This is a genomic window from Roseibium sp. SCP15, assembly GCF_040329435.1.
Classification (GTDB): domain Bacteria; phylum Pseudomonadota; class Alphaproteobacteria; order Rhizobiales; family Stappiaceae; genus Roseibium.
The window spans coordinates 268925-290651 of record NZ_JBDZYI010000001.1 but is presented as its reverse complement, the minus strand read 5'-3'; the positions used below and the strand labels follow the sequence as shown (position 1 = coordinate 290651).

The 21727-nt window shown below is 54.8% G+C and carries 23 protein-coding genes and 1 tRNA gene; 11 read left to right on the top strand and 13 right to left on the bottom strand.

What is annotated here, in order from left to right; translation table 11 throughout:
* Window positions 1–24 precede the first annotated feature (24 nt).
* The 4 genes from ABLO27_RS01370 to fumC all read left to right on the top strand — a co-directional run bounded on the left by ABLO27_RS01370 (window position 25) and on the right by fumC (window position 3534).
* Window positions 25–1092 (top strand): ChuX/HutX family heme-like substrate-binding protein, encoded by a 1068-nt coding sequence (locus ABLO27_RS01370; RefSeq protein ID WP_353029990.1) that lies wholly within the window; start codon window positions 25–27, stop codon window positions 1090–1092.
* Between the two features lie 38 nt (window positions 1093–1130).
* Window positions 1131–1655, top strand: a complete 525-nt coding sequence (locus ABLO27_RS01365; RefSeq protein ID WP_353029989.1) for a hypothetical protein — start codon at window positions 1131–1133, stop codon at window positions 1653–1655.
* Between the two features lie 145 nt (window positions 1656–1800).
* The gene (locus ABLO27_RS01360) at window positions 1801–2088 is read left to right on the top strand and encodes a hypothetical protein (RefSeq protein ID WP_353029988.1); all 288 of its coding nucleotides are present in this window, start codon (window positions 1801–1803) and stop codon (window positions 2086–2088) included.
* A 48-nt stretch (window positions 2089–2136) separates the two neighbouring features.
* Window positions 2137–3534, top strand: coding sequence for a class II fumarate hydratase (gene fumC / locus ABLO27_RS01355; RefSeq protein ID WP_353029987.1), 1398 nt, complete (start codon window positions 2137–2139; stop codon window positions 3532–3534).
* Between the two features lie 51 nt (window positions 3535–3585).
* On the opposite strand, the gene ABLO27_RS01350 is transcribed toward fumC, so the two are convergent.
* The 3 genes from ABLO27_RS01350 to ABLO27_RS01340 all read right to left on the bottom strand — a co-directional run bounded on the left by ABLO27_RS01350 (window position 3586) and on the right by ABLO27_RS01340 (window position 5623).
* Window positions 3586–4083, bottom strand: a complete 498-nt coding sequence (locus ABLO27_RS01350; RefSeq protein ID WP_353029986.1) for a ferritin — start codon at window positions 4081–4083, stop codon at window positions 3586–3588.
* Window positions 4084–4592: 509 nt separating this feature from the next.
* A tRNA-Ser gene (locus ABLO27_RS01345) sits at window positions 4593–4682 on the bottom strand.
* A 542-nt stretch (window positions 4683–5224) separates the two neighbouring features.
* The gene (locus ABLO27_RS01340; RefSeq protein WP_353029985.1) at window positions 5225–5623 is read right to left on the bottom strand and encodes a winged helix-turn-helix domain-containing protein; all 399 of its coding nucleotides are present in this window, start codon (window positions 5621–5623) and stop codon (window positions 5225–5227) included.
* Between the two features lie 1197 nt (window positions 5624–6820).
* On the opposite strand from ABLO27_RS01340, the gene ABLO27_RS01335 reads away from it, so the two are divergent.
* Entirely contained in the window at window positions 6821–7207 is a 387-nt protein-coding gene (locus tag ABLO27_RS01335; RefSeq protein ID WP_353029984.1) for a DUF930 domain-containing protein, read from the top strand.
* Between the two features lie 120 nt (window positions 7208–7327).
* Here the strand turns inward: ABLO27_RS01335 and ABLO27_RS01330 are convergent, their stop codons facing one another.
* Entirely contained in the window at window positions 7328–7567 is a 240-nt protein-coding gene (locus ABLO27_RS01330) for a hypothetical protein (RefSeq protein WP_417714746.1), read from the bottom strand.
* Between the two features lie 363 nt (window positions 7568–7930).
* On the opposite strand from ABLO27_RS01330, the gene ABLO27_RS01325 reads away from it, so the two are divergent.
* The 4 genes from ABLO27_RS01325 (at window position 7931) to ABLO27_RS01310 (ending at window position 10828) form a co-directional block, all read left to right on the top strand.
* Window positions 7931–8701, top strand: a complete 771-nt coding sequence (locus tag ABLO27_RS01325; RefSeq protein ID WP_353029982.1) for an alpha/beta hydrolase — start codon at window positions 7931–7933, stop codon at window positions 8699–8701.
* Between the two features lie 299 nt (window positions 8702–9000).
* Window positions 9001–9423, top strand: a complete 423-nt coding sequence (locus ABLO27_RS01320; protein WP_353029981.1) for a DUF2147 domain-containing protein — start codon at window positions 9001–9003, stop codon at window positions 9421–9423.
* 181 nt (window positions 9424–9604) lie between these two features.
* Window positions 9605–10000 carry a DUF2147 domain-containing protein gene (locus ABLO27_RS01315; protein ID WP_353029980.1) on the top strand — a complete coding sequence of 132 codons (396 nt, stop codon included), beginning with the start codon at window positions 9605–9607 and terminating at the stop codon, window positions 9998–10000.
* A gap of 111 nt (window positions 10001–10111) precedes the next feature.
* Complete coding sequence (locus ABLO27_RS01310) at window positions 10112–10828, top strand: hypothetical protein (protein ID WP_353029979.1); 717 nt, start codon at window positions 10112–10114, stop codon at window positions 10826–10828.
* Window positions 10829–10888: 60 nt separating this feature from the next.
* Here the strand turns inward: ABLO27_RS01310 and ABLO27_RS01305 are convergent, their stop codons facing one another.
* Both ABLO27_RS01305 and ABLO27_RS01300 read right to left on the bottom strand, forming a co-directional pair.
* The gene (locus tag ABLO27_RS01305) at window positions 10889–11602 is read right to left on the bottom strand and encodes a glutathione S-transferase family protein (RefSeq protein ID WP_353029978.1); all 714 of its coding nucleotides are present in this window, start codon (window positions 11600–11602) and stop codon (window positions 10889–10891) included.
* 61 nt (window positions 11603–11663) lie between these two features.
* Entirely contained in the window at window positions 11664–12140 is a 477-nt protein-coding gene (locus ABLO27_RS01300; RefSeq protein ID WP_353029977.1) for a GNAT family N-acetyltransferase, read from the bottom strand.
* A gap of 168 nt (window positions 12141–12308) precedes the next feature.
* Here ABLO27_RS01300 and ABLO27_RS01295 point away from each other — a divergent pair, with 168 nt between their 5' ends.
* Window positions 12309–12830: a hypothetical protein gene (locus ABLO27_RS01295; RefSeq protein ID WP_353029976.1), complete on the top strand. Its 522-nt coding sequence runs from the start codon at window positions 12309–12311 to the stop codon at window positions 12828–12830.
* Window positions 12831–12851: 21 nt separating this feature from the next.
* Here the strand turns inward: ABLO27_RS01295 and ABLO27_RS01290 are convergent, their stop codons facing one another.
* The 6 genes from ABLO27_RS01290 to ABLO27_RS01265 form a co-directional block, all read right to left on the bottom strand.
* Window positions 12852–14393, bottom strand: a complete 1542-nt coding sequence (locus ABLO27_RS01290) for a glycosyltransferase family 39 protein (protein WP_353029975.1) — start codon at window positions 14391–14393, stop codon at window positions 12852–12854.
* Window positions 14394–14633: 240 nt separating this feature from the next.
* The gene (locus ABLO27_RS01285) at window positions 14634–15254 is read right to left on the bottom strand and encodes a LysE family translocator (RefSeq protein WP_353029974.1); all 621 of its coding nucleotides are present in this window, start codon (window positions 15252–15254) and stop codon (window positions 14634–14636) included.
* A 92-nt stretch (window positions 15255–15346) separates the two neighbouring features.
* A complete protein-coding gene (locus tag ABLO27_RS01280) occupies window positions 15347–15742 on the bottom strand; it encodes a GFA family protein (protein ID WP_353029973.1) in 396 nt (131 codons plus the stop codon).
* 3 nt (window positions 15743–15745) lie between these two features.
* Window positions 15746–17227 (bottom strand): Asp-tRNA(Asn)/Glu-tRNA(Gln) amidotransferase subunit GatB, encoded by a 1482-nt coding sequence (gatB, locus tag ABLO27_RS01275; protein WP_353029972.1) that lies wholly within the window; start codon window positions 17225–17227, stop codon window positions 15746–15748.
* Window positions 17228–17428: 201 nt separating this feature from the next.
* Window positions 17429–17713: an EscU/YscU/HrcU family type III secretion system export apparatus switch protein gene (locus ABLO27_RS01270; protein WP_353029971.1), complete on the bottom strand. Its 285-nt coding sequence runs from the start codon at window positions 17711–17713 to the stop codon at window positions 17429–17431.
* A gap of 9 nt (window positions 17714–17722) precedes the next feature.
* Window positions 17723–18601, bottom strand: a complete 879-nt coding sequence (locus tag ABLO27_RS01265; protein ID WP_353029970.1) for a flagellar hook-length control protein FliK — start codon at window positions 18599–18601, stop codon at window positions 17723–17725.
* Between the two features lie 1896 nt (window positions 18602–20497).
* Here ABLO27_RS01265 and ABLO27_RS01260 point away from each other — a divergent pair.
* Entirely contained in the window at window positions 20498–20740 is a 243-nt protein-coding gene (locus ABLO27_RS01260; RefSeq protein ID WP_353031661.1) for a DUF6455 family protein, read from the top strand.
* A gap of 22 nt (window positions 20741–20762) precedes the next feature.
* On the opposite strand, the gene ABLO27_RS01255 is transcribed toward ABLO27_RS01260, so the two are convergent.
* Window positions 20763–21065, bottom strand: a complete 303-nt coding sequence (locus ABLO27_RS01255; RefSeq protein ID WP_353029969.1) for a phosphatidylglycerophosphatase — start codon at window positions 21063–21065, stop codon at window positions 20763–20765.
* Window positions 21066–21727 lie beyond the last annotated feature (662 nt).

Here is a 21727-nt window from a genome sequence, read left to right as displayed (position 1 = left end):
GCGACGATCGGGGAGCCCTGTTTCGTGACCAAGACCGTGCAAGACAGCCAAAAAGGCCCAAGACTTGCCTTTGTCAATTCCAGTGCTGGCACCACGCGGGTGAACAGCAAAAAAGGCAACGACCTGGCGGACCTCGTCATTTCGGCCTCCCACGGGGCACGCGCCCTGGATGAACCTGTCGATCTGCTGTTTGACTGGTTGCCGGGTTTTGAAAAGGTGATCGCGTCAACAGCGAACGGCTGTGCCGTGATGAGCGAAGTCGGAGTTTATCAAAGGCCAATGCTGGTCGGTGATGATCTGACATTTGACAATGAGGGCGTTGCCATACGTCTTCAGCCGGCTGCCGTTGATACCATGGTTGCCCTGGATGCAGACAAACTCAACCGGGTGCCGCCGTCGCTTCAATTGTTCGATGCAAGTGGAGCCGCCACACATACTTGCTACATCGCCTCAATTTCCGACCAGCTTGCCTTTGATGTCTTGATGTACGGAACCCGGGAACGAGAGCTGACCCAGTGCCTGCCAAGTCCGGTCCTGTCGTTCCTGACGGAGGCTCTGTGTCCGGTCGGATCGCTTCCAACCCAGCGGTTCAGTGACCTCGACACCAGCGCAAATCTCGACGCCTGTCTGCTTAACGGCGGCGTTTCCAGACATGACCGACTGAAGAGCCTGGCAGAAGACAATGCCTGGAAGATTGACAGGCAGGTCATTCTGCACTTGCTGCGATACCTGTCGGACATCCGCCATCCCTTCGCGCTCGGGGTCTCGAACTCCTCCTGTCTTCAACTGAAGCGAGGCCGCCTCGACGGCCTCACACGGCGCGGCGACCTGATCGAATTGACCATGGGCGCCTGCCGGACATTTTTCGACCCGGCAGCAATCGGTGAGTTCTGGGTTGTAGGCTCCAGGCATAGCCTTTCGCTCGAGTGCTACACGAAAATGGGAACCTGTGCGCTCAGCTTCATCCAGGACAGAGCTGCCGACAGCCAATTCAATCAATCCTGGATGGAGATCCTTTCTTCTTTGCCACGCGCTGGCGACCGTCAAACAGCGCAGGTTGGTGACACCTGCACAGACAACATTTTCGATTGATCAATTTGCCTGGAATTCTCTCGAGGAGCCGAGACGACATGACATCTCAAGCATTCGAAAAAGCATTTCAAACCCGAATGCAAAACCCTTATGCCGCCGAACGCATGTTTGTTTTCGGACTTCGTTGCGTGCTCAATGGTTGCCACAACGAACATCTCGACCAATGGCGCGAGGTTTGGGACGGGTACCGAAGATATTTTGGCGTCAACAACAGTCGCGCCGTTCTGGACGCGCTTTGGAAATTTGCCGCTACATACCGGCGCTATGCTGTCAGCCCGACCGGATTTCACAGTCTCGACTGCAGCTGCATGGCAAAGGACGAGTATCTGTCGATGGCGCTTATCTCGTCACTTCAACACCATGACGAGGGTTGTTCCGCCAGATGTATTGAAGAAATCGCCAGACCATCCGGCAGAACCGAGCTCAAACAGAATGCGTGGCAACTCGCTGCGGAATACCTGAGCCTTGGCCAACGATTTTTCCCTGTGTCAGTCGCAGATGTTGAAGCAACGCTTCAAACCTCCGCGGCCATGCGGGATGCCAAAGTTTCAACCCTTCACTGACCCCTGTTTCGTAGTGCCTGCAATGAGACCGAACACCAAAACTCTACAGAAAATCAGACGCAAACCCGCCATGAACGCAAACGTATCTGACCACCGCCCTCATGCTATTCCGGTATTGTTTTCAACCGACTTGCGGAGTTCATCGGTGTTTTACAGCGATGGACTTGGCTTTGCAGTCTACAAGGAGGCCGACGGTCTCAGGATCCGCCGTTCCGAACTGGATCTGAAAGTCACGCATACACGCGAAACCGCCCCTTTGACCAACCTCAGCGTGGTGTTTCGGGTCAACAAGATCCGGAAACTTCACAGCGAATATGTCGACCGCGCGCTGCCAAATCTTGGTCAACTTAAGCTTGGTGCTTGTGGCAAACTGCAATTTTCCCTTTCCGACCCGGACGGGAACAGTCTTTACTTCGTGGAAGAGGTTGCCTGACGCGCTCCTGCATCCTTCAATTTGGACCATCCTTCTGGAGAGGAAACCATGTCTCAGTCAGTTCGTTCGGAATCCGACAGTTTCGGATCACTCGACATCCCCGCCGACAAATATTACGGAGCCCAGACGGCTCGTTCGCTCATGAACTTTCCGATTGGCGGAGAGACAATGCCACGGCCGTTGGTGCATGCACTCGGAGTGATCAAACAGGCAGCGGCGCGGGTCAATGAAGAAGAGGGAAAACTTTCACCGGATATTTCCGAAGCTATCCAGCAGGCCGCCTCGGAAGTTGCTGCCGGCAAGTTTGACGACAACTTCCCGCTTGTTGTCTGGCAGACCGGGTCCGGCACGCAGTCGAACATGAACTCAAATGAGGTCATTTCGAACCGGGCGATCGAGATCCTCGGTGGTGTACTTGGGTCCAAGACGCCGGTTCACCCGAACGACCACTGCAACATGAGCCAGTCGTCGAACGACACGTTTCCAACCGCCATGCACATTTCGGCCGCCCGTGAAATTGAACAAGCCCTCGTGCCGGCGCTGACGCATCTGAAGGATGCGCTGACATCGAAGTCGGAGGAATGGGCGGACATCGTCAAGATCGGCCGGACACATACGCAGGACGCGACACCGCTGACCCTTGGACAGGAATTCGGTGGTTATGCCGCACAAGTTCAAATGGGCATTCACCGCGTCACCGAAACGCTCGATGGTCTTCTGGAACTGGCACAGGGCGGCACTGCCGTCGGAACCGGTCTCAACACCAAAAAAGGCTTCGCGGAGAAATTTGCTGCCGAAGTTGCCGAAATCACCGGGATGCCCTTCCGGACCGCTCCGAACAAGTTCGAAGCGCTCGCCGCGCACGATGCCTATGTCTATGCGCATGGGGCTCTGAACACGGTGGCAGCTTCGCTGTTCAAGATTGCCAATGACATCCGCCTGCTTGGTTCGGGGCCACGTTCCGGACTGGGAGAGCTGTCATTGCCTGAAAACGAACCCGGTTCCTCGATCATGCCGGGCAAGGTCAACCCGACCCAGTGCGAAGCACTGACGATGGTCTGTACCCAGGTTTTCGGCAATCACACGACAATCACCGTTGCCGGCAGCCAGGGGCACTTCGAGCTGAACGTCTACAAGCCGGTGATGGCCTACGCGATGCTGCAGTCAATCAAGCTTCTGGCCGACGCTTCCGTAAGTTTCGCGGACAGGTGCGTATCCGGCATTATCGCGAACAGGGACAACATTACGGATCTGATGGAGCGTTCGCTGATGCTCGTTACCGCGCTCGCTCCTGCGATCGGGTACGACAAAGCGACTGAAATCGCGAAAACCGCGCACAAGAACGGCACCTCCCTGCGCCAGGAAGCTCTCAATCTTGGCTATGTCACCGAAGAGGAATTCGACCGTCTCGTCCGCCCTGAGAAGATGATCGGCCCGAGCGACTGATTGTGACAGCAAAGCCCGCGCACCGCCAGACAGGTACGCGGGCTTCCAAGGTTAGTTCGCTATCCCCTTGCCGAGCTCACCATCCAGCACAAGCATATGCCAACGGTTGCCTTCGGCAGCTTTCACCTTTTCAAGAATGCTGCGGAACAGGTCTTCTTCTTCGATCTGTTCTTCAAGGAACCAGTGAAGCATGTTCTGGGTGGAGTATTCCTTTTCCTCATGCGCCAGCTCAAAGAGCGCATTTATCTGAGCGGTAACCTCTTTTTCCTTCGCCAGTGCGGTTTCAAGTGCGGCTGTTGGTGAATCGAAGTTCAGTTGCGGCTTGTCGATACCTTCCAGTTCAACCCTGGAATCCCGCTTCACGATGAAATCGTAGATCCGCATGCCATGCTCGATCTCTTCCTTCGAATGGCCCCGGAACCAGGCAGCAAAACCCGGCAGTTCAATGGAATCGAAGTAAGCTGCCATGGAGAGGTAGGTATAGGACGCGTTCAGCTCCGAATTGATCTGCCGATTAAGTGCTACTGCGACAGTTTCGTTCATTTTCATGGCAATCCCTTTCATGTTTGGGTTGCTTTAATTTTACAGCACAACTGCGTTTTTCGACTTGAGGAAAATCAACCAGATTTAATTTTTCACATTAAAAACAAATAGATAGAAACGCTTCTTATTCGCAATCTCAATTGTCCCTCGCAAAGATCCAAGACAACCTTCCGTTTTCCTTCATCGACCATCCATCAACTCAATTGTGGTGTCAGTTGATTTGAGACTTCGTCATCCTATGGCTTTGAAAATGCGCAGCCCGAAGGTTGGCTTGGTTACGGTTGACAACGATCGTTCCACCAGTACGCAACAGCACTGCCGGTCTTTTGGAACCTGATGTGAAAATCAAGGAAATTTGCGATCAACCAGCTGCATGCCAACCGTTTGGCATTCGCGGGACCAAATAACTTTGCTCGCCGCCAAACAGCATGTGGGACCGGATATGGGGGCCAAAACAATACGCATTCCAGGCCATTCAACGTGTCCTAGGAAGCGCTTGCGAGTTTTTAGGGTAATGGCGGAGAGGAAGGGATTCGAACCCTCGAGACCCTTCCGGGCCTACTCCCTTAGCAGGGGAGCGCCTTCGACCACTCGGCCACCTCTCCGGCTCGATCCGTGTACGAATAAACGCCTCGGAGTTCAAGGCGTTTTTTCATTCCCGGTTCATTTTTCCACTGCCCCGCATTTCACAGCTTGCGGCGCGAAGCAGCAGAGAAAGAACAGGAACTTGCAACGGCGTTCCCGGAAATCCTGTCGAACCAAAAGGCTGTTTTCCGCTCTGGCTTGGTCTGATACCAGTTGGAACGCGCACGTCAAAAAGAGAAACTCAGTGGCTATTTTAGCAAGGAACCGGGAGACTAGAATTGTCTCTGGTATTGGGAAGCGTGACGTCTGCCACCGGCAGATCGGCAGACGAGATAAGTGATCAGGTGTCGAAGCGAAACCCGGATGCAAAATCGCATCAGAGTTGGCCTCAAGTCCTGATCTTCGTAACCATGAACTTTAACGTTAAAATTAGGAATTCGTTTACCTACCCGTAAACGTGTGCTTCAAATTGGATATTGCGAAGCAGAAATTTTCAAGAACCCGCGAGCCACCCGGGTTTAGGTTCGCGGGAAAACTTTTTCAGGTGCCAGTTGCCTGTTTTTCATGCTGCCCTGGTTTCGCATACAGACACGGAGGATTTTCTGATGAGATCCTTCATCTCGTAGCTCAGACTGTACCCCTCACCTGCAACCCAACTGATGACCACATTGTGGCGCTTCAGCTTCTTTCTGAGCAAGCAGATGTGAACCCGTACATTGCCGACATCCGGCCCACCGTCTTCACGGTCCGCGTACAAAAAGGCATGAATTTGCTCAGGTGTTGCTACATTCCGCTTCAACAGCAATCGCAAAATCTGGACCTGGATGCGCGTTAATTCCCAGTCGTGCGGAAACTGAATTTTCCGATCCGAAACCAGAGTTTGAAGAGCCGCAATTTGCGCCTCCTTCATTTCGAGCTGTTCGCGAAGCCGATTGAGTTCGCGATTGTGGGCAGAATTCATGTACCGCCTCCGTTCATTTTTTCGCTTAACAGCCTCCGCGCAAGAGTGCTGTCTGTTTTGAGCGGGTATTTGAACAGATCCACGGCAAGCAGCACCATCTGCCTCCAAAAAGACAAAACGGTAACGAGGTCAGACGAACTCAATCTCGCCTGAGCCACCTGTTTCAAACAGGTCTTTCACAAAAAACAGGGTGCCTGCCAAAACTGCTGACAAGCATTTGCTTCTATCGCTGCCCTACACACCATCAGGCCCAACATCCCCGGCCAGAGGTGCGTCACCAATGCCGCCACCTTATCAATAAAGCGGCAGCTTTTTCCCGCTTACACGGATTGCCCAAAGCCAACTCGGTTAACTTTCGAGCGGAAATTAGTCGGACTTTATGTTGAATTCGTGATCGGTTCGGCGACTGGATTTAGTGAAATATCAGGTCGACTTCGTCGGATTGTTTCCGGTCTTCTTTTTTTCTTGGTCTTTTGAAAACTCCCTGCGCGACTGGAGCTCGTACACCCCTTTGCCACTCCAAAGCGCCTCAACCAAAAAAGTACTTTGCAGATAAGCTCTTGTAAGTTGAGCACACTCAATCGATGCGCCGCACGTATCTTTTCAGACCAGAAGCAAACAGCTCTCAAGTGGTCAAAACTCGTCTCAAATTCAGTCAAATCAGGCCTGAAACGTCGCTGATTCAACATTCTTGAATTCTTTCAAATTGGCAGTTTGCCTGTGAATAACTCTTCGTCTGACAAATGCACTCCACAGCGCTCGGCCACAAAACGGTCACAGTGTCGCGCTCCCTCTCGAACTCAAGGTTGTGGATGGCACAATGCAACTTTCGGGGAACGTCAGGTGGAATTTTCGGGCACTTCAGCCTTAAGCCGTCTCGTTGCAGCCAGGTTTCCCTGGATATGCGCGCTTTGGCTGCACATCGCGGTATTCTCACTCGTCCTCAACATTGTAGTGCCTGAGTTCAGGGCAATTCGATCCCCTACCGCGATATCCGTCGAGTTCTTCGCCGATCCAATTGGCCGCTCTTCAGCCAAGCCGCCGCCGAGGGCTTCAGAGTTGGCTGGCCGGCTCTCTACCCCCAATCGTTCACCTGCCGCATCTGCGGCCTCTCATTCATCGGACGGCAGTCTTGGTGAACTCCAACAAACAGCCGTGCGCGTCGATGAGGGAAATGCGGATGAGCAGGAGCCAAAGATGTGGGTTTCGGCAACAGCATTTCATGCAAGCGAAATCCTGTCCGATCCTCGATCGTTACAGGCCCGCCTTGCGCTCAGGACGCTGGTATCTGACGACAGGAAGGAGCAACTGTGTGCACTGGAGGCGATGGAACAACTGCGACGTACGCAAAAGGGATTCCGCCCTACAAGGCTGGCTCCTCATGCCTTTCGCAATTCCTATCAGAAGAACAACGCGATTTTTGCCCCTGCGGGTGCTGTCCGCAGCAATCGGGTCTGGTACGAGATCGCGTACAAGTGTCAGCTGGATAACATAGGTGCGAACATCGAACGCTTTGAATTCGCCCTCGGTTCTGAAATTGATCGTTCGCTATGGGACGAGCACGGTCTGGCGCCCATTCATTGAGCAACCGCCGGAATGAAAAAAAGATTTTGAGTGTGTCGGGACGCGGCAGAAGTTTGTTGCTGCCGCGTCAAAAACAGATTGCAGGTTCAGGTGCCGTTTGGCCGGCAGCCTTCGTCGCAATCAATGCATCGACAACCATTCACGAGCGGAACGCTGTGCTTCAGCGATCTGGGACGGGCTCATCTCACCGGAGATTTCCTTACGGTAACGAACTGCTTCAGCATTGCCTTTCAGCGCGGCAATATTGAACCATTTGTGCGCAGTTACCAGATCGGCATCGCCGTGGCGGCCACAGGCACTGTCCAGTCCCATCTGAAACAGAATGTCTGCCGTTACCGGCTTTTCACCGATGATGGCCATGTCGGCCGAGTGCATTTCAAAACGAGCCATGATGCTCCCCTTTCTTCCTCTGTAAGACTTCCCTAGAAACGCAAGCTTTCGCGTGGCTTTCCCTGTCGTTTCTTGAGGTCTACTTCATCAGGAGCAGTTAAATGGCCAGTTAAGATACAAGTTTAACGCAATGCGAATAAAAATTTAAATAAGTCTGAAATTTACTTAAAGGTAATCATAGCGCTTCGATTTCCCCTTTAATTTCAATGACATTCTCCGAAAAATTGACATGTCCAATAAAGACTCTGTTCACCAAGAGCACAGTTTGGGGCACTATTTCCTTCGCTCGAGGTATCGCGACCGTTTCACAAAGCTTGTGCTTAAGGAGAGTGAATGATGTCAAAACCGCCAATTGTTTTTCTTCATGGAACCAACGCCGGCCCGTGGACCATGGAGACATTCAGTGACTTCTTTCAAAGTCGCGGTTTTGAATGCCATTCTCTCACCTATCGCCATCACGAGCTTCCGGATTCAGAAGAACGGTCTCGAGCGCTAATCGGAACCAGCATCAAGGATTATGTCGACGATGTTGCGGCTTTCATCGACCGCCTCAATCAGCGCCCCATTGTAATTGGACACTCTCTTGGCGGACTGGTTGCACAGTTACTGTCCAGCCGTGGCCTGATCCACGCTGGTGTACTCATCAACAGCAGCATCATCAACGGGACAACTCCCACAACTGATATGGAAAGAGCACTTGGCAAACTCTTCATGTCGGCCGGCCGGTTCTGGGAAATGGCGCCGGGACAGGATTTCGAGCTTCTGGCGGCCTATGGCCTCAATACGATGCCCGAGAAGCAGCAACATGAGATTTGCGACCGGCTGAGCACCGAGTCCGGAGCCGTGCTGTTCGAGCTGTTCTTCTGGATGTATGACGTCAATCAAACCACAAAGGTCGATTTTTCCAAGGCCAAGGCGCCTCTCCTGTTCCTGTCAGGCTCAGAAGACAAGGTGGTCCCACCTTCCACGTCCAGAACGATGGCAGATCGATATGGAGACCTTGCGGAGTTCGCCGAGATCCCCGGGCGGTGTCATTACATGCAACTGGAAAGTGGATGGGAGCACATTGCGCAGCAAAGCCTGGACTGGATTGAAAGACAATAGGAACTCGGGTGCCCAACACCTGTCTGCGTTAGCACAACAAGAAATCCACGAGCGACTTCTTACAAGTCAGTTGTAGTCATACACGTCAGTTGTCGTCATGGACGAAATGCGACCACTCATCTGCAATCCGGACGACTGACGGAGCAGGTCTGCCCCTCGCCCAGTCATTCACATTGTCTGAAGACATCCCCGATTCAGAAAAAGTCCGGGAGGTTCCGTTGGGTGACGGGTTTTCAGTCTCGATTCCGAACTATAGATTACGTTTCCGTAAACGGAAACTATGCCGTTCGGGAGGAAAAATGCTGAAATCGATCGCCGCGCCAGCACTGGTTGCCGCAGGCCTGCTGACCATCTCACTCACATCTACACTCGCATCCGATGCCACTGGAGACTGGGTTCGTCCCAACGGGGCATCCAAGATAAGGATCAGTTCCTGCGGCGCTGCTCTGTGCGGCAAGCTTATCTGGCTCAAATCTCCACGCAATGACACTCAGAACCCGGATGCCTCAAAACGCAGCCGGCCTTTGGTCGGTGTGCAAATTGTCCAGTCCATGAAGCCGACCGGAAAGACCGGCCAATGGAAAGGCAGGGTCTACAACGCCGAGGATGGCAAGACCTACACAGGCTATATAGAGCTGACCTCCGCAAACAAGTTGAAACTGGAGGGGTGCGTCATGGGCGGATTGATCTGCAAAGGCGAAACCTGGTCGCGCGTGAAATAGGCAGCCGAACATAGTCTCGTAAAGCCAGGTCGGCTCGATCTGGTCACAGCCCCGTCGCATTTGCTGGTCATGACTTGTGGCGCAATCGTTTCCAGCCAATCGACGGGGCTTATTCTTGTTTTTCTCTTGTTCTTTCTTTTCAAAACAATTGGCAACCGCGGGACTTCTATTACCATTCCTGATGCTAACAGTTGTTGCCAGCGCTCAAGCAGCACCCGACATTACCGGCAAGTGGCGCACTCCTGATGGCGCGATCGTTCAAATCTCGCAATGTGGCTCTGCGCCTTGTGGCAAGATCGTCAAGTTTACCCCGCCGGCCGGAAAGTCCATGGCAACCACGGTGGATGCGAACAACAAGGATGCCACCAAGCGCAATCGCAAGATCCTGGGTCTGACAGTCCTGTGGCGGATGAAGCCCAATGGCGAAGCCTGGTTGGGGCGTGTCTATGACCCGCGGCGCGGTTTCAGTGCCAATGCAACCGTTCGCAAGAAGGGGGGCACAATGCTTGAAATTCAGGGCTGCGTGCGCGTGGTCTTCAATGTGTGCGAAAACGAAATCTGGCAGAAGGCCAACTAGAGGCATCCGCGTCATTCTCTCCGACGCATGCCACTCGCTATAAGCGCCGATTGACGCCCCCTCCCGCTATGCGTCTAATGATCTTCATCGACCGAACAACGGGAGGAGATCATGGCCAAGAAGTTCGTCGCGCTGGCGGAAGGAGACAGCTGGTTCAATCTACCGGATTTTCCGATCAGCCTGCCAATTGTTGGAGGTGCTGATACCGACCTGGTCAGGGAGTTGCAGAAACGTGGCCACCGGATCGACAGCATCGCTCATTTCGGCGACACATTGACGGTCATTGCTGAAGCGCAGGATTTCGTAACAGCGCTGCAGCAAACCCACTATGACGCATTCCTTCTTTGCGGAAGCGGCAACGATTTGCTGGGTGGCGGCGACTTGTGGAAGCACCTGCACATTTACCACTTTGACTGGAGCGCCGAGGAACACATCAAGAATAGCTTCTACATCAAGGTCGCGCAGATGGAGTTGCTCTTTCAGGAAATCATCGAACTTGCCCTGGAAAATTCCAGGAACAAGAAGCTTCGGATCATTAGCCATGGTTATGACTACGCGATCCCTCAAAAGGGCGGCTACTGGCTGGGTGAACCGATGAAGCGCCAGGGAATTGTGAAAAGGAAACTTCAGAAAAAGATCGTCAGGATCATGATCAACGAGCTCCATGTGATGCTCGACCGCTTAAGCAATCAGTACAAGAAACACTTTACCTACGCCAATTTTCGCGAAACTGTCGGGAAGCGCTGGCACGATGAATTGCACCCACGCAAATCCGCTTTCAAAGACCTGGCGAAAAAGCTGGAATCTCAAGTCGAAAAGGTCGTCTAGTGACGACCAATCCCGTGCTTACACTTCAGAAGGCCCCGATGTGAGGCGTTCAGCACGCTCTTATCGGGCTTTTTGCCCGAACAGAACAGACTGCGCGTCCTTGTCATTTTCTATGACGAGGGTCTCTTGCTGTTCTTCTCCCACTGCCAGCCCCCGCTGAACAGCACTGCGTGCTTCCAACCGTTCCCGCCAGGCCTTGACGTTCGGAAATTCGGCAAGATCGATGCCTTGCCGCTGCCATCGCTGCGCCCAGCCGAATATGGCGATATCGGCGATTGTATATTCGTCAGCCGCCACATATTTCCGGCCTTCAAGCCGGCGATTGAGGACGCCATAGAGCCTGTGGGTCTCGTTGAAATAGCGTTCCTTGGCATAAGGCACTTCTTCGGGTGCGTAGTGCCGAAAGTGATGGTTCTGGCCAAGCATTGGCCCAAAACCCCCCATCTGCCACATCAGCCACTCCTCCATTTCAACGCGCATTCGTTCGTCCTGCGGATAGAACTTGCCGAACTTGCGGCCGAGATATTGAAGGATTGCGCCCGACTCAAACACCGAAATCGGTTCACCATCCGGTCCCTCCGGATCAACGATTGCCGGCATGCGGTTGTTCGGAGCAATTGCCAGGAATTCCGGTTCGAACTGTTCCCCCTTACCGATGTTCACCAGTTTCACCTCGAACGGAACCCCAAGCTCTTCAAGCATGATGGAAGCCTTCCAGCCGTTTGGCGTCGGCCAGAAATAGAGTTCAATCGGCTTGTTCTGGGAAACTGGCATGAAGTTCCTGCTCCTGATCCGTTTCATTCGCAATTGGTGGTCAGTTGAGGCTGGTCCACACTCAGACCAGCATCTTCTTGTAACCGAGATGGCTTTGGTCGTAGCCAAGTCGCAGGTAAAAATTATGCGAGCCCTCCCGTTCCTTGTTTGAAGTCAGTTGCACCATGCAGGCATCGATCTTCCGGGCAATCTCTTCGGCATGGTCCATCATCAGCCGACCAACACCGTTGCCGCGCTGATCGGCGCGTACATGCACACTCTCAACTTCAACCCGTGGCCTTCCCTTGTAGGCAATGCCTTTCAGGAAATGGATCTGGTAAGTTCCGACAACTTCGTCCTGCTCGTTCAAGGCAACGTATATGTCTGCCTCAGGAGCGGACGAGAGCGCCTCCAATGCCGGGGCGTATTCCTGCCAGCTGGAAAATTCCTTGCCTCTGCGAACGCTGGCCGCGCCCGCGTTGATGATTTCAACAATTTCACGAAGGTGGCTGGTCTGCGCCTTTTCAATACGGATCCTGGGCGTTTCCTGATTGGCCAAAGTCAGCTTCCTTCATTTCGGTTATTCGTCGAACGGCATTGCAAGTCATAACGACTTGTACGTTTCGATTACAGTTTTAATCGGTTTGGAACCACTTCCTGTACTGACATTTAAGCAGCGGCCTCTAGTGTTTTCTTATGGTGTCCAGCTGAAAGGCAGGCCGAAAGCATGGTTGATTTTGGTGGTTGGGCGATGGCGATCGCCAGTGGTTTGGCAGGTGGAGCGGTCGTGTTCGGTCTCTCCGTCGCAGCAAAATCGAGGGCTCCCCGGCGAGGGCGAATTTGCCTGTTGACCTACAGCACGCCCGTCAGGCTTCTGGCGCTTGCCATGATCCCGCTTACGCTCTTTGTCGTCTACGCGATGATGAACGCGTCACCCGGCCAAATGGTGATGGCGCTTCTTGTTGCCTGCGGCTTCGTGGCGGGTACGGTCTTCCTGGTTTATCAGGTCTTTTTTGTCCGCTTCGGCTATGATCGGAATTTCGTCTACTTTGACAGCCCGTTCTGCAGAAACAAATGTGTTGCCTGGGAAAACCTGGAAAACGTCGGCTATTCCCTGCTCGTTCAGGCGCATTACATCGAGGTTGCAGGCATCGGCCGTATCTGGTGCTCCAGCTTTCTCAACGGTCATGATGAGTTCGGCCAGTTTCTGGAGTCGAAAACAAGAACCTTGATCGGGTCAGGTACCTGACCTTTCAGACAGCCAGGAATGTCAGCGACACAACGGATCGGCCGGATCGAGTTCCGCGACTCCCCACCAGGTCGTCCGCCATCCAGTTTCTTTCCAGAGATGTGGCCAGGTTCCGGCGAGATAAGTGGCAATCATCGGGTCCGTTGCGTCACCAAAAGTGACTTCGGAATAGCGTTCATCCGCAGGGATGTTCGGCTTCCGGTCTCCCTCCTCCCAGATGAAAAAGCACTTGTCCCTGGGGTCTGATCTGGCCGGAATGGCCTTGGTCACCACTCGAGCCTTTGGGAAGAGAACACGCAGATTTCCTCCGGTATAACCGGTGTCGGCAATCAAGGTTGCTTCGGAGGCTCCAAGGTCCTGGAGAGGTTGCGCCAGGTCGGCATAGGGTTTCATGTGCCTGCACTTGCCACCGCACCAGAATTTGTCCGGGGCAAACATGCCAGGAACACGGGCAACAAAGGCAACGGCAATCACTGCGAAGATAACCGCTGCGAGCCAACGCCACTGTTTTTGAAACTCGAACCGCTCCAGATCCGCAAAGAGAAAGATCGGCAACAGGAGCATCAGCGGATGCATGTGGCGCTCCTTGACATAGGTTGCCCCCGTTGCAGCAATCATCAGCGCGGTCAAAGCAATCATTGCCAAAACAGTGCGTCCGCATAGGCGCGCAACATCGTTGACCGCCGGATTTGTAGGCGACACACGGCCCAGATAACGAGGCCAGAACAGCAACAACAGAACAGGCAGAAGGGGAACGGAAAAGCCAAGCAACCCAAAGGCAAGTTTGCCCAATCCTTCGCCTGCACGCACGATATGAGAAGTTTGTGCCGTGACACCCATCGTCTGCGAAACAGACGACAGGAGCTTGAGGCCCTCACTCAAGATCCAATAGGCATAGGGGCTATAGACCGCAACAGCCGCAAGCGGTACCAGCAAGACACCGACCAAGCGGATTTTCTTTCGCCAGACAGGATCGCTTGCGGCCGCAATCAGGAGAGCCAGCGCAAAGATCGGATAGGAGTGCTTGCCCAACAATCCGGCACCTGCAAGGGCACCGAATGCGACGTAATAGCCGAGGCGGCCGCTCTCAAGCGCTTTTATGAAGAAGAAGGCACTCGCGGCGCAGGCTGTCGTCAGGACAACCGTGTGCGTGACCCCTTCATGAAGGTTCCAGCCGAATTGGTAATACAGCGAATAGGAAAAGGCACAGAGCGCTGCAAGACGCGGGTCGGTGATTGCCTTTCGGGCAATCAGGAACAGGAACAGCGCCGCAATCGATATCAGCCCGTATTTGACGGAAAGGGCGGCCCAGATTGTCGGTCCGAAGACCTGTTGTGCAGACCAGAGCAACCACTCATAAAGCGGAGGCTGTCGAAGCATATAACCGGGCTGCAGGCTTTGCACGAGCACATTTTCAAACATGTCGTCCGTGCCCAGAACCGGGGTATTGAGGGCTCGAAGCAAAAGGTGGGCTAGCCCCCATAGTGCGACGAGCGCCCAGACGCCAAACGGCGTGGCATAGAGTGGTGTTTCTGAGGGACGGGATGTTTGTGCGGCTGTCATTCGGCTTAAGCGTGCTGTCTTTCTGCTCTGCCTTTAGCGTATCCAGGTCGAAAAGCCCAGCGCGCTATCATCTGGACATTGTTTCCTCGACCGGCCCAAGTCGGCAAAGGCTCACAGCTCGTGCATGTTTCTTCCTGGCAGCTTATCGGGATATGGCCGCCGAAACTCTGAGATTGCGAGCGTCATCTTCCCATCCACGCGGCACCCCACTTTTGGGTGGTCATCGTCGTGGGAGGCCAATCAATTGCGATAGGTGACCAGCTTGTAGGCCGCGAAGGAGAAAAAAACACCAAGGCCGGCCTCAATCCAGCGTCGGCTTCGACGGTAAAACTCCACGACCGGTCGCGTTGAAAAGGTCACGGCATAAGCGAGATGCCCCAGAACCGACATAAGCGTGCAGCTGACAATGAGCGAGACGCCTACCCACATGGGGGCCTCCGGCCCCAGGCCGACACCGACAATCGCAATCCAGTGAAGGGCAGCCTTCGGATTGGTCATCTGAATGGTCAGCCCTTGCAGAAGCAACCTGTTGCCCTTCGCGGAGCGCGCCGCAACCTTTCCAGTTGGTGTTGCGGCGGAGCGGAAGGCCTTGTAGGCGAGCCATGCGAGGTACAGAGCCCCCAGCACCTTCAGAAGCGTGATTGCATGCGCGTAAGCAGCTATGAGTGCAGTGAGACCGGCAACGGTGAGGGTCGCCCAGACACCGGAACCTATGCCAACTCCGAGCGCGAGCTCGATGCCGGATTTACGTCCCCGTTCCATGGAAGTGCCGATGATTGCGAGAATATTCGGCCCGATACTTATGAACCCGACGGCGAAAATACCAAGAGCCAGAAGGAGGCTTGCAAGATCCGCGTTCATGTCAACTCCCGTTGCCAAGTACCATTTGGCTGCTCTCGTTAAGCAGGCCAAACCCTGTTGGCGCTGAGGGTATCAGGCGAATCTTCCCAAGCTCAATCCAAAAAGGTCCAGGTTTCAGCGCCGTCGAAATGACGATGACCGATGGCCTCGATGGTTCCCGGTTCAGCAAGCCGAAGATTGATTGCCATCCTGCCCTTGGCCTCGCCTGCAATGGCTTCCCAATGGGTGGTCGATCCGCAGGTCTTGCAGGTATGAAAAGCGAGTTCCTTGTCTCCGCGTGAATAGGCGAGCGTCGCCTCCGGCGCGGAAGTGATGGCGATGTCACCCGCTTCGCCATGCCCCCAGACAGTGCCAAGACTGCGGCAGATCGAGCAGTTACACTCGACTGCAAAGCGAGGCTGTACCTTCATTTCGTAAGATACAGCACCGCAGTGACAGGAACCTGTGATCGGCAAAGTAACCGCTTGAGATGTCGCCTCCCCAGCCATCTCTTACTCCAGACCGATCTTCTGCTTCAGAAGGTCGTTCACGGCTTGCGGATTGGCCTTGCCCTTGGAAGCTTTCATAACCTGCCCTACGAACCAGCCGACAAGATTCGGCTTTTCCTTGGCTTGCTCAACCTTGTCCGGGTTGGCAGCCAGGATTTCATCGACAACCGCTTCAATGGCGCCGAGATCGGTCACCTGTTTCATGCCGCGCTCTTCGACGATCTGAGCCGGGTCACCACCTTCGGTCCAGACGATCTCAAACAGATCCTTGGCGATCTTGCCGGAAATCGTGCCTGCCTTGATAAGGTCGATAATGGAACCTAGCTGGTCTGCTGAAACCGGGCTTTCGGCCAGATCCTTGCCTTCCTTGTTCAGGCGGCCGAAGAACTCGTTGATCACCCAGTTGGCGGCGACTTTGGCGTCGCGGCCTTTGGCAACCTTTTCGAAGAAATCGGCGGAAGCCTTTTCAACAACGAGGATGTCGGCATCATAGGCCGTCAAACCGTAGTCGTTGATGAACCGGCTCTTCTTGTCGTCCGGCAGTTCCGGAAGATGTCCGGCCAGCTCATCAACAAAGGACTGCGTAAATTCCAGCGGCAGCAGGTCCGGATCCGGGAAGTACCGGTAGTCGTGCGCCTCTTCCTTGGACCGCATGGACCGGGTTTCCCCTTTCACGGCATCGAAGAGGCGTGTTTCCTGATCGACCGACCCACCGTCTTCGAGGATCGCAACCTGACGGCGTGCCTCGTATTCGATCGCCTGACCGACAAACCGGATGGAGTTGACGTTCTTGATTTCACAACGTGTGCCGAACTCACCACCCGGACGACGAACGGAAACGTTGACGTCCGCGCGCATGGAACCCTGGTCCATGTTGCCATCACATGTGCCCAGGTAACGCAGGATGGTGCGCAGCTTGGTGAGATAAGCTTTGGCTTCGTCCGAAGACCGCAGGTCCGGCTTGGAGACAATTTCCATCAGCGCAACACCAGACCGGTTCAGGTCGACGAAAGACATGCTCGGATGCTGATCGTGCAAGGACTTGCCGGCGTCCTGCTCCAGGTGCAGGCGCTCCACCCCGATTTCGACCTGTTCTTCAGGCATGTCCAAAAGGATTTTGCCTTCACCGACGATCGGCTGCTTGAACTGGGAAATCTGGTAGCCCTGCGGCAAGTCCGGATAGAAATAGTTCTTGCGGTCGAACACGGACTTCAAGTTGATCTCGGCCTTGAGACCAAGGCCGGTACGGATCGCCTGGCGAACGCATTCCTCGTTGATCACCGGCAGCATGCCGGGCATTGCGGCGTCAACAAGGCTGACATTGTCGTTCGGGTCCTTGCCGAACTCGGTCGAGGCACCGGAAAAGAGCTTGGCTTCGGACGTGACCTGGGCGTGGACTTCCATGCCGATCACGATTTCCCAGTCGCCGGTCGCGCCCTTGATGAATTTCTTCGGATCGGGTGTGCGTACGTCGACAATCGTCATTTTCGTCAAAAATCCTGTTCTTTGCTATTTCGCGCTGGATCTGGCAGCCGACAAGAATTGCTGCGGCGCGACTTTGTGGTTTCATGACGTAGTCGGGAATTGCCTTGCCTGCAAGGATTTCCTTGTGCGTGGCACCAGCTTTCGCACAATGGACCTGTTTGCACACGGATTTCCTCTGCCGATGGCAATTCCACACAAATGTCAGCTGTCCGGAGTGTTTTGCGTCCTTCCCGTTCGCATGATGAATCCGATCAGAACGGCGACGGCCTGATAAAGCTCGATCGGTATCTCCTGATCCAGTTCGATCTGAGACAAGGCTTCGGCCATCATGGGGTTTTGTTCGATCGGAACACCTGCTTCGCGGGCAATCTTTTCAATTTGCTCCGCAACAGACCCTGCGCCTTTCGCTGTGACGACTGGCGCACCTTCGTTCTCATACTGCAGCGCAACGGCTACTTTCTTTTCAGTCGGGCTTTTCTCTGTCATGTGCAGTGCTCAGGAGTGGCGGTCGATCAAAGTGCCGTATCTGGCGGCGGTTCTGGCTGGAAGCCCTCGTATCAGGCGAAACTCCTGAAGATCCAACCCTGCATCGGCGAAGGCGGCCTCCATGGTCTCACGAACTGAATTCAGATTGTCGTAGGTTTCCTTGCGGTCGACCCAAAGGCTCGCATAAGTGCCACCCCCCCTTAAGCTAATGGCAGCCTCCAGCGGCCCTGTTGCGGTCAGGTCCAGCGCGAACCGAAGGCGCCATGCCGGTTCGCCTTCTTCTTCGTCATCGCGACCACCGCCGTCACGGCCAATCTGCATCTGCATGACCGCGGTTTCCTGGCCGAGGGAAAGCGGCAACTCAACCACAACATCCGCCGGACGGGAGCTTACCTGAGCACCGTCGTCTGCGGTCAATCCGGTATTGGCCAACTGCGTAATCCGCAAACGCGCCAGTGCAGCATCGGTTTCCTTCAACAGCGTTTGAAGATTTTGCTGTGCGTTGTTTGAAACAAACCCACCAGTTGGCTGCTGAGCCTGTCCCTGGGGTGCGCCATGTCGCGACGGGGGCGCAGGTTGGTTTGCCGGTCGTGATGTTTCGGCATCTGCACCAAACTGTTGCAGAAGCGACTTGAACGACAAGAGCGCAGATTTCAAATCCGGAAATCCCGTTGGCTGACCACCGCCCGGCTGAAACACCTGGGCTTCCCGGAACTGGCCACTCATGCGCACAGCCTGCTGCAGATCGCTGCCGTTCATGGCCTGAGATGCGTTCAACCTCAGGCCAAGGATCTGCTGCATTGCCTTGACCACCGGGTCGGGAACCGAAACCCTTCCACTGGATTGCGCAGCAGCAAGGTTGCCGATTTGAGTGAATAGCCCGCTCAATCCAGCTTGCTGCTCTGCCAAGGGCAGCTGAAACGATTGGGCAAGTTGCCGAACCGGGTTGGTAGTATCGAAAGACTGCGCGCCACTGGAAAGAGGCTGCCTCGCTGATTGCAATGCGGGATAAGGTTGCTGGGGCGGGGTTCGAAACCCTCCCGCTTCATTGCCGAGAAAGCGCCCCGTCACCGCGATGCCCGGCTCAGCGGAAACACGAGGTTGCACAGGTATTCCTGCCGAACCTCCAGGGGTTGAACCGGAAACGGTAGTCTTGGAAGCAGTTGCCCCTGATGGCGGGGGGCCGGCTGGGCCGTTAAAGAAATCACCGGCCGGTTTCACGCCTGGAATACTCTGCCCTTGCAAGGATGGCGTTCCGATTGGCTGTGTCACAGGAGGCTGAGCTGTTGGCACCTGCGGTGCTGGCGATTGCGATAAAGGACCAGCCTGGACTGTTCCAGACGATTGAAGCAGCTGTCCCGCCCCCTGCGGTGTAGGCGATCTTGAAACAACGGACTGCGTTGCCGCTTGCTCACGCGCCGCCGGACCTACAGACTGGCTTGCACTGTTCGAACTTGCCGGGGCTGAGAGCGACACTGAAACGGGTTGTGCCTGGCTGGAAGCCTGAACAGAGGAGCCTGCCTGAGCTTGAGCACCAGTAGGTGGGACAGAACCTGCTGAACTCGGTCCTGAACCTTGTGAAACCGACTGAGTGGAACGGCCAGGTGAAAGCCCTGCTCCATCTGAACCGGATTGACTTCCGGAACCGGCGACAGGCGCCTGCGGCGTTGCCAAGGCTTTCGGGATTGTAGAATTCTGCTGCCGCACTCCAGCCACGTTTCCTGACTGGCCGGAGGGCGTCAGCTGCTGCACAGCGCCCGTTCGCGCAGCATTGGGTGGAACGGGGCCACTTGCAGTGGAGGCAGTCTGTGCTGAGGCGGAAGGTAGTGGTCCGCGGGAAGCTTCTGCTCCCGAAGTTGGCGATTGAGAAGAATTCACCTGCGCGGTTGCTACACCGGTTGAGGTTGGAGTTGGCTGTCCAACCGTTTTGGCCACTGGTGTCCCGGATGCGGTGGGCGGTGTTTGGGGAGCTGTGGGTTGAGGCTGCGAGTTACCGGACACTGGTGCTGGTGTAGCAGAAACCCTGCCTGCCTGCCCTTCAACGCCCGATGTGCCGCCCGGAGAGGAAGCACCTTGCGGTGGCGATTGAGTGGTCCCGTCCAATGCCTGCACCAAGCTGGCAACGACTGGTGCCGGTCTGTAGGTAGCATGGGCTTGAGGTGATCCGGATTGCACAGGTTTTTGTTGTACCTGTCCCGCTGTCGTTGAACCTGTCTGCGTTTGTGGCCCCGTTCCCAATTGGGGTGTGGATTGGGCCTTGACCGTTGAGAGCTGGATCTCCGGCTGTTGCTTGGTGCCGGAAACCGTGATCGTGACCTCTGAGTCAACGGGAAGTGGTTGGGGTATGCGCAGGTCAAGTTTGGCGTCCGCCGTTGCCAGGCGCACGACACCTCCCGGCAGGTTCGCTTCCACTTTGGCGTGAAGCTCAGAACCGGGCTCAAGTTTGGGAACAACGGCAGAACCGCCGGAATTTGGGGGAAGCGGCTGTGCGCTCACGGTATCGACCATCACCCATCTCCAGGTGTCCGGACCCTACCCGGGACCAAAGATTTCAGCGGGTATGATCGAGCGCCACAAAGGAATCAGAAGCCTCAAGTATGGTCCGTTTCCCTCACCCTGCAAAGACCACCTGTTGATACTGATCAAAGCTCCCCCGTCCCATTCAGCGCATAGTGTGCCGCATTCGCCGGCTTTGATGAAAGCACCGACCGGAAAGAAACCAAAAAGAGCTGTGCCGAAACTTCCCCGGAACCGCCCGGAAGAAGGAGTGACCGAGTGAACTGGATGGATCGCCTTAACGAGCGCGCCGAGTTGATGGGCCGCATGCTTGAAACAATCGGCGCGATGGAGAATGTTCCCGCCGGAACCCAGGCAGACATTGACTTGAGAGCGGCTGCAGTCCGATGCATAAATTGCCGTGAATCTGGCACCTGCATGAAATGGCTCGAGGAACACCCAAATGGGGCACAAAGGGCATTGCCTGAATGCCCGAATGCCGAGCTGTTCAACAGCTGGCTCGACAACTGACTTCTTCAGCAGCAGAGACGGTTCAGCTTCGGGATCGGCGCCGGTTGAGCCAATAGGTCAGGCTCCCGGCCACAACGCCTCCGACAAATCTGAACGGAAACATCGCCAGGGCGCCCGCATCCTGAGAAATCGGGTGCGGCAACTGGAGCAGACCGACGGCAGCTTCCAGAATCAGGGAAAGAACAGCCGCCGCGAAACCCGCGATCCAGAGTTTCCGCGAATTGTCGGCGCGCCATCCCAGATATCCGCCGATCAACAGTGCGAACGGGTTCAGCAGACCGGACAAGCCGAACAGATCAATCCAAGTATCAGAGAAGTTCATCATGCTCCTCTCTTATCGTTGGCCCGACGAAAAATCGAGCGATTTTCCAGTCTCTTCAATGGAAACCAACGCGGCATAAAGTTGTGCCGGTCACTCCAGAACGAGCATCAGACCTCGACCACAACCCTGAACTTTGGCGACAAGTCATTACAAATAATGAAATTCGTCCAACAACCTGACTTGGCGCTCACCAAAGTAGTGCCCATTTTGTTTTCGAGCACATTGTGTTAATCTGTTCAGGACCTGTATTTTGGACAAACTGCCGAGAGAGGCAGACGTTATTTCAATTAAGTTGTTTTAATCATGGCTTTACTCAAATCTATTCCATCCGACGACCCAACCGTAGATGCTCTCAGCAAGTCCGATAGAAGGCTGGCAATTCTTTGCGGTTACTGTGGCCGCTTTCGATACATGAATTGCGCCAAGTTTTCCCAGGACCAAAAGGTTTCTTCCCTGAGCCAGTCTCTTCGATGCGGAACCTGCGGTTCTGAGGATGTGACAGCCGTTGCTGTTTCCCGCAATCCGGAAAACGGGTACTGGCCAGCAGAGCGCAGCTGATTGCAAGCTCTCCAAACTTCCAACGCATGCTTTTCGACTTTCTCACTTGAAGCAAAACTGCAACAAGGCAGGAAATCTCTTCCGCAGTCTTTCGCTACCACCTCTCC

Excerpts from the sequence above, each read along its gene's own strand:
- ABLO27_RS01285 (WP_353029974.1), bottom strand. The coding sequence starts at position 15,254 with ATGAACGCGGATCTTGCAAGCCTCCTTCTGGCTCTTGGTATTTTCGCC.
- ABLO27_RS01330 (WP_417714746.1), bottom strand. The coding sequence starts at position 7,567 with ATGGCCATCATCGGTGAAAAGCCGGTAACGGCAGACATTCTGTTTCAG.
- gatB (WP_353029972.1), bottom strand. The coding sequence starts at position 17,227 with ATGACGATTGTCGACGTACGCACACCCGATCCGAAGAAATTCATCAAG.
- ABLO27_RS01315 (WP_353029980.1), top strand. The coding sequence starts at position 9,605 with ATGCTAACAGTTGTTGCCAGCGCTCAAGCAGCACCCGACATTACCGGC.
- ABLO27_RS01305 (WP_353029978.1), bottom strand. The coding sequence starts at position 11,602 with ATGCCAGTTTCCCAGAACAAGCCGATTGAACTCTATTTCTGGCCGACG.
- ABLO27_RS01270 (WP_353029971.1), bottom strand. The coding sequence starts at position 17,713 with ATGACAGAGAAAAGCCCGACTGAAAAGAAAGTAGCCGTTGCGCTGCAG.
- ABLO27_RS01260 (WP_353031661.1), top strand. The coding sequence starts at position 20,498 with ATGGATCGCCTTAACGAGCGCGCCGAGTTGATGGGCCGCATGCTTGAA.
- ABLO27_RS01295 (WP_353029976.1), top strand. The coding sequence starts at position 12,309 with ATGGTTGATTTTGGTGGTTGGGCGATGGCGATCGCCAGTGGTTTGGCA.
- fumC (WP_353029987.1), top strand. The coding sequence starts at position 2,137 with ATGTCTCAGTCAGTTCGTTCGGAATCCGACAGTTTCGGATCACTCGAC.
- ABLO27_RS01320 (WP_353029981.1), top strand. The coding sequence starts at position 9,001 with ATGCTGAAATCGATCGCCGCGCCAGCACTGGTTGCCGCAGGCCTGCTG.
- ABLO27_RS01350 (WP_353029986.1), bottom strand. The coding sequence starts at position 4,083 with ATGAAAATGAACGAAACTGTCGCAGTAGCACTTAATCGGCAGATCAAT.
- ABLO27_RS01325 (WP_353029982.1), top strand. The coding sequence starts at position 7,931 with ATGATGTCAAAACCGCCAATTGTTTTTCTTCATGGAACCAACGCCGGC.
- ABLO27_RS01340 (WP_353029985.1), bottom strand. The coding sequence starts at position 5,623 with ATGAATTCTGCCCACAATCGCGAACTCAATCGGCTTCGCGAACAGCTC.
- ABLO27_RS01280 (WP_353029973.1), bottom strand. The coding sequence starts at position 15,742 with ATGGCTGGGGAGGCGACATCTCAAGCGGTTACTTTGCCGATCACAGGT.
- ABLO27_RS01365 (WP_353029989.1), top strand. The coding sequence starts at position 1,131 with ATGACATCTCAAGCATTCGAAAAAGCATTTCAAACCCGAATGCAAAAC.
- ABLO27_RS01255 (WP_353029969.1), bottom strand. The coding sequence starts at position 21,065 with ATGATGAACTTCTCTGATACTTGGATTGATCTGTTCGGCTTGTCCGGT.
- ABLO27_RS01290 (WP_353029975.1), bottom strand. The coding sequence starts at position 14,393 with ATGACAGCCGCACAAACATCCCGTCCCTCAGAAACACCACTCTATGCC.
- ABLO27_RS01335 (WP_353029984.1), top strand. The coding sequence starts at position 6,821 with ATGTGGGTTTCGGCAACAGCATTTCATGCAAGCGAAATCCTGTCCGAT.
- ABLO27_RS01310 (WP_353029979.1), top strand. The coding sequence starts at position 10,112 with ATGGCCAAGAAGTTCGTCGCGCTGGCGGAAGGAGACAGCTGGTTCAAT.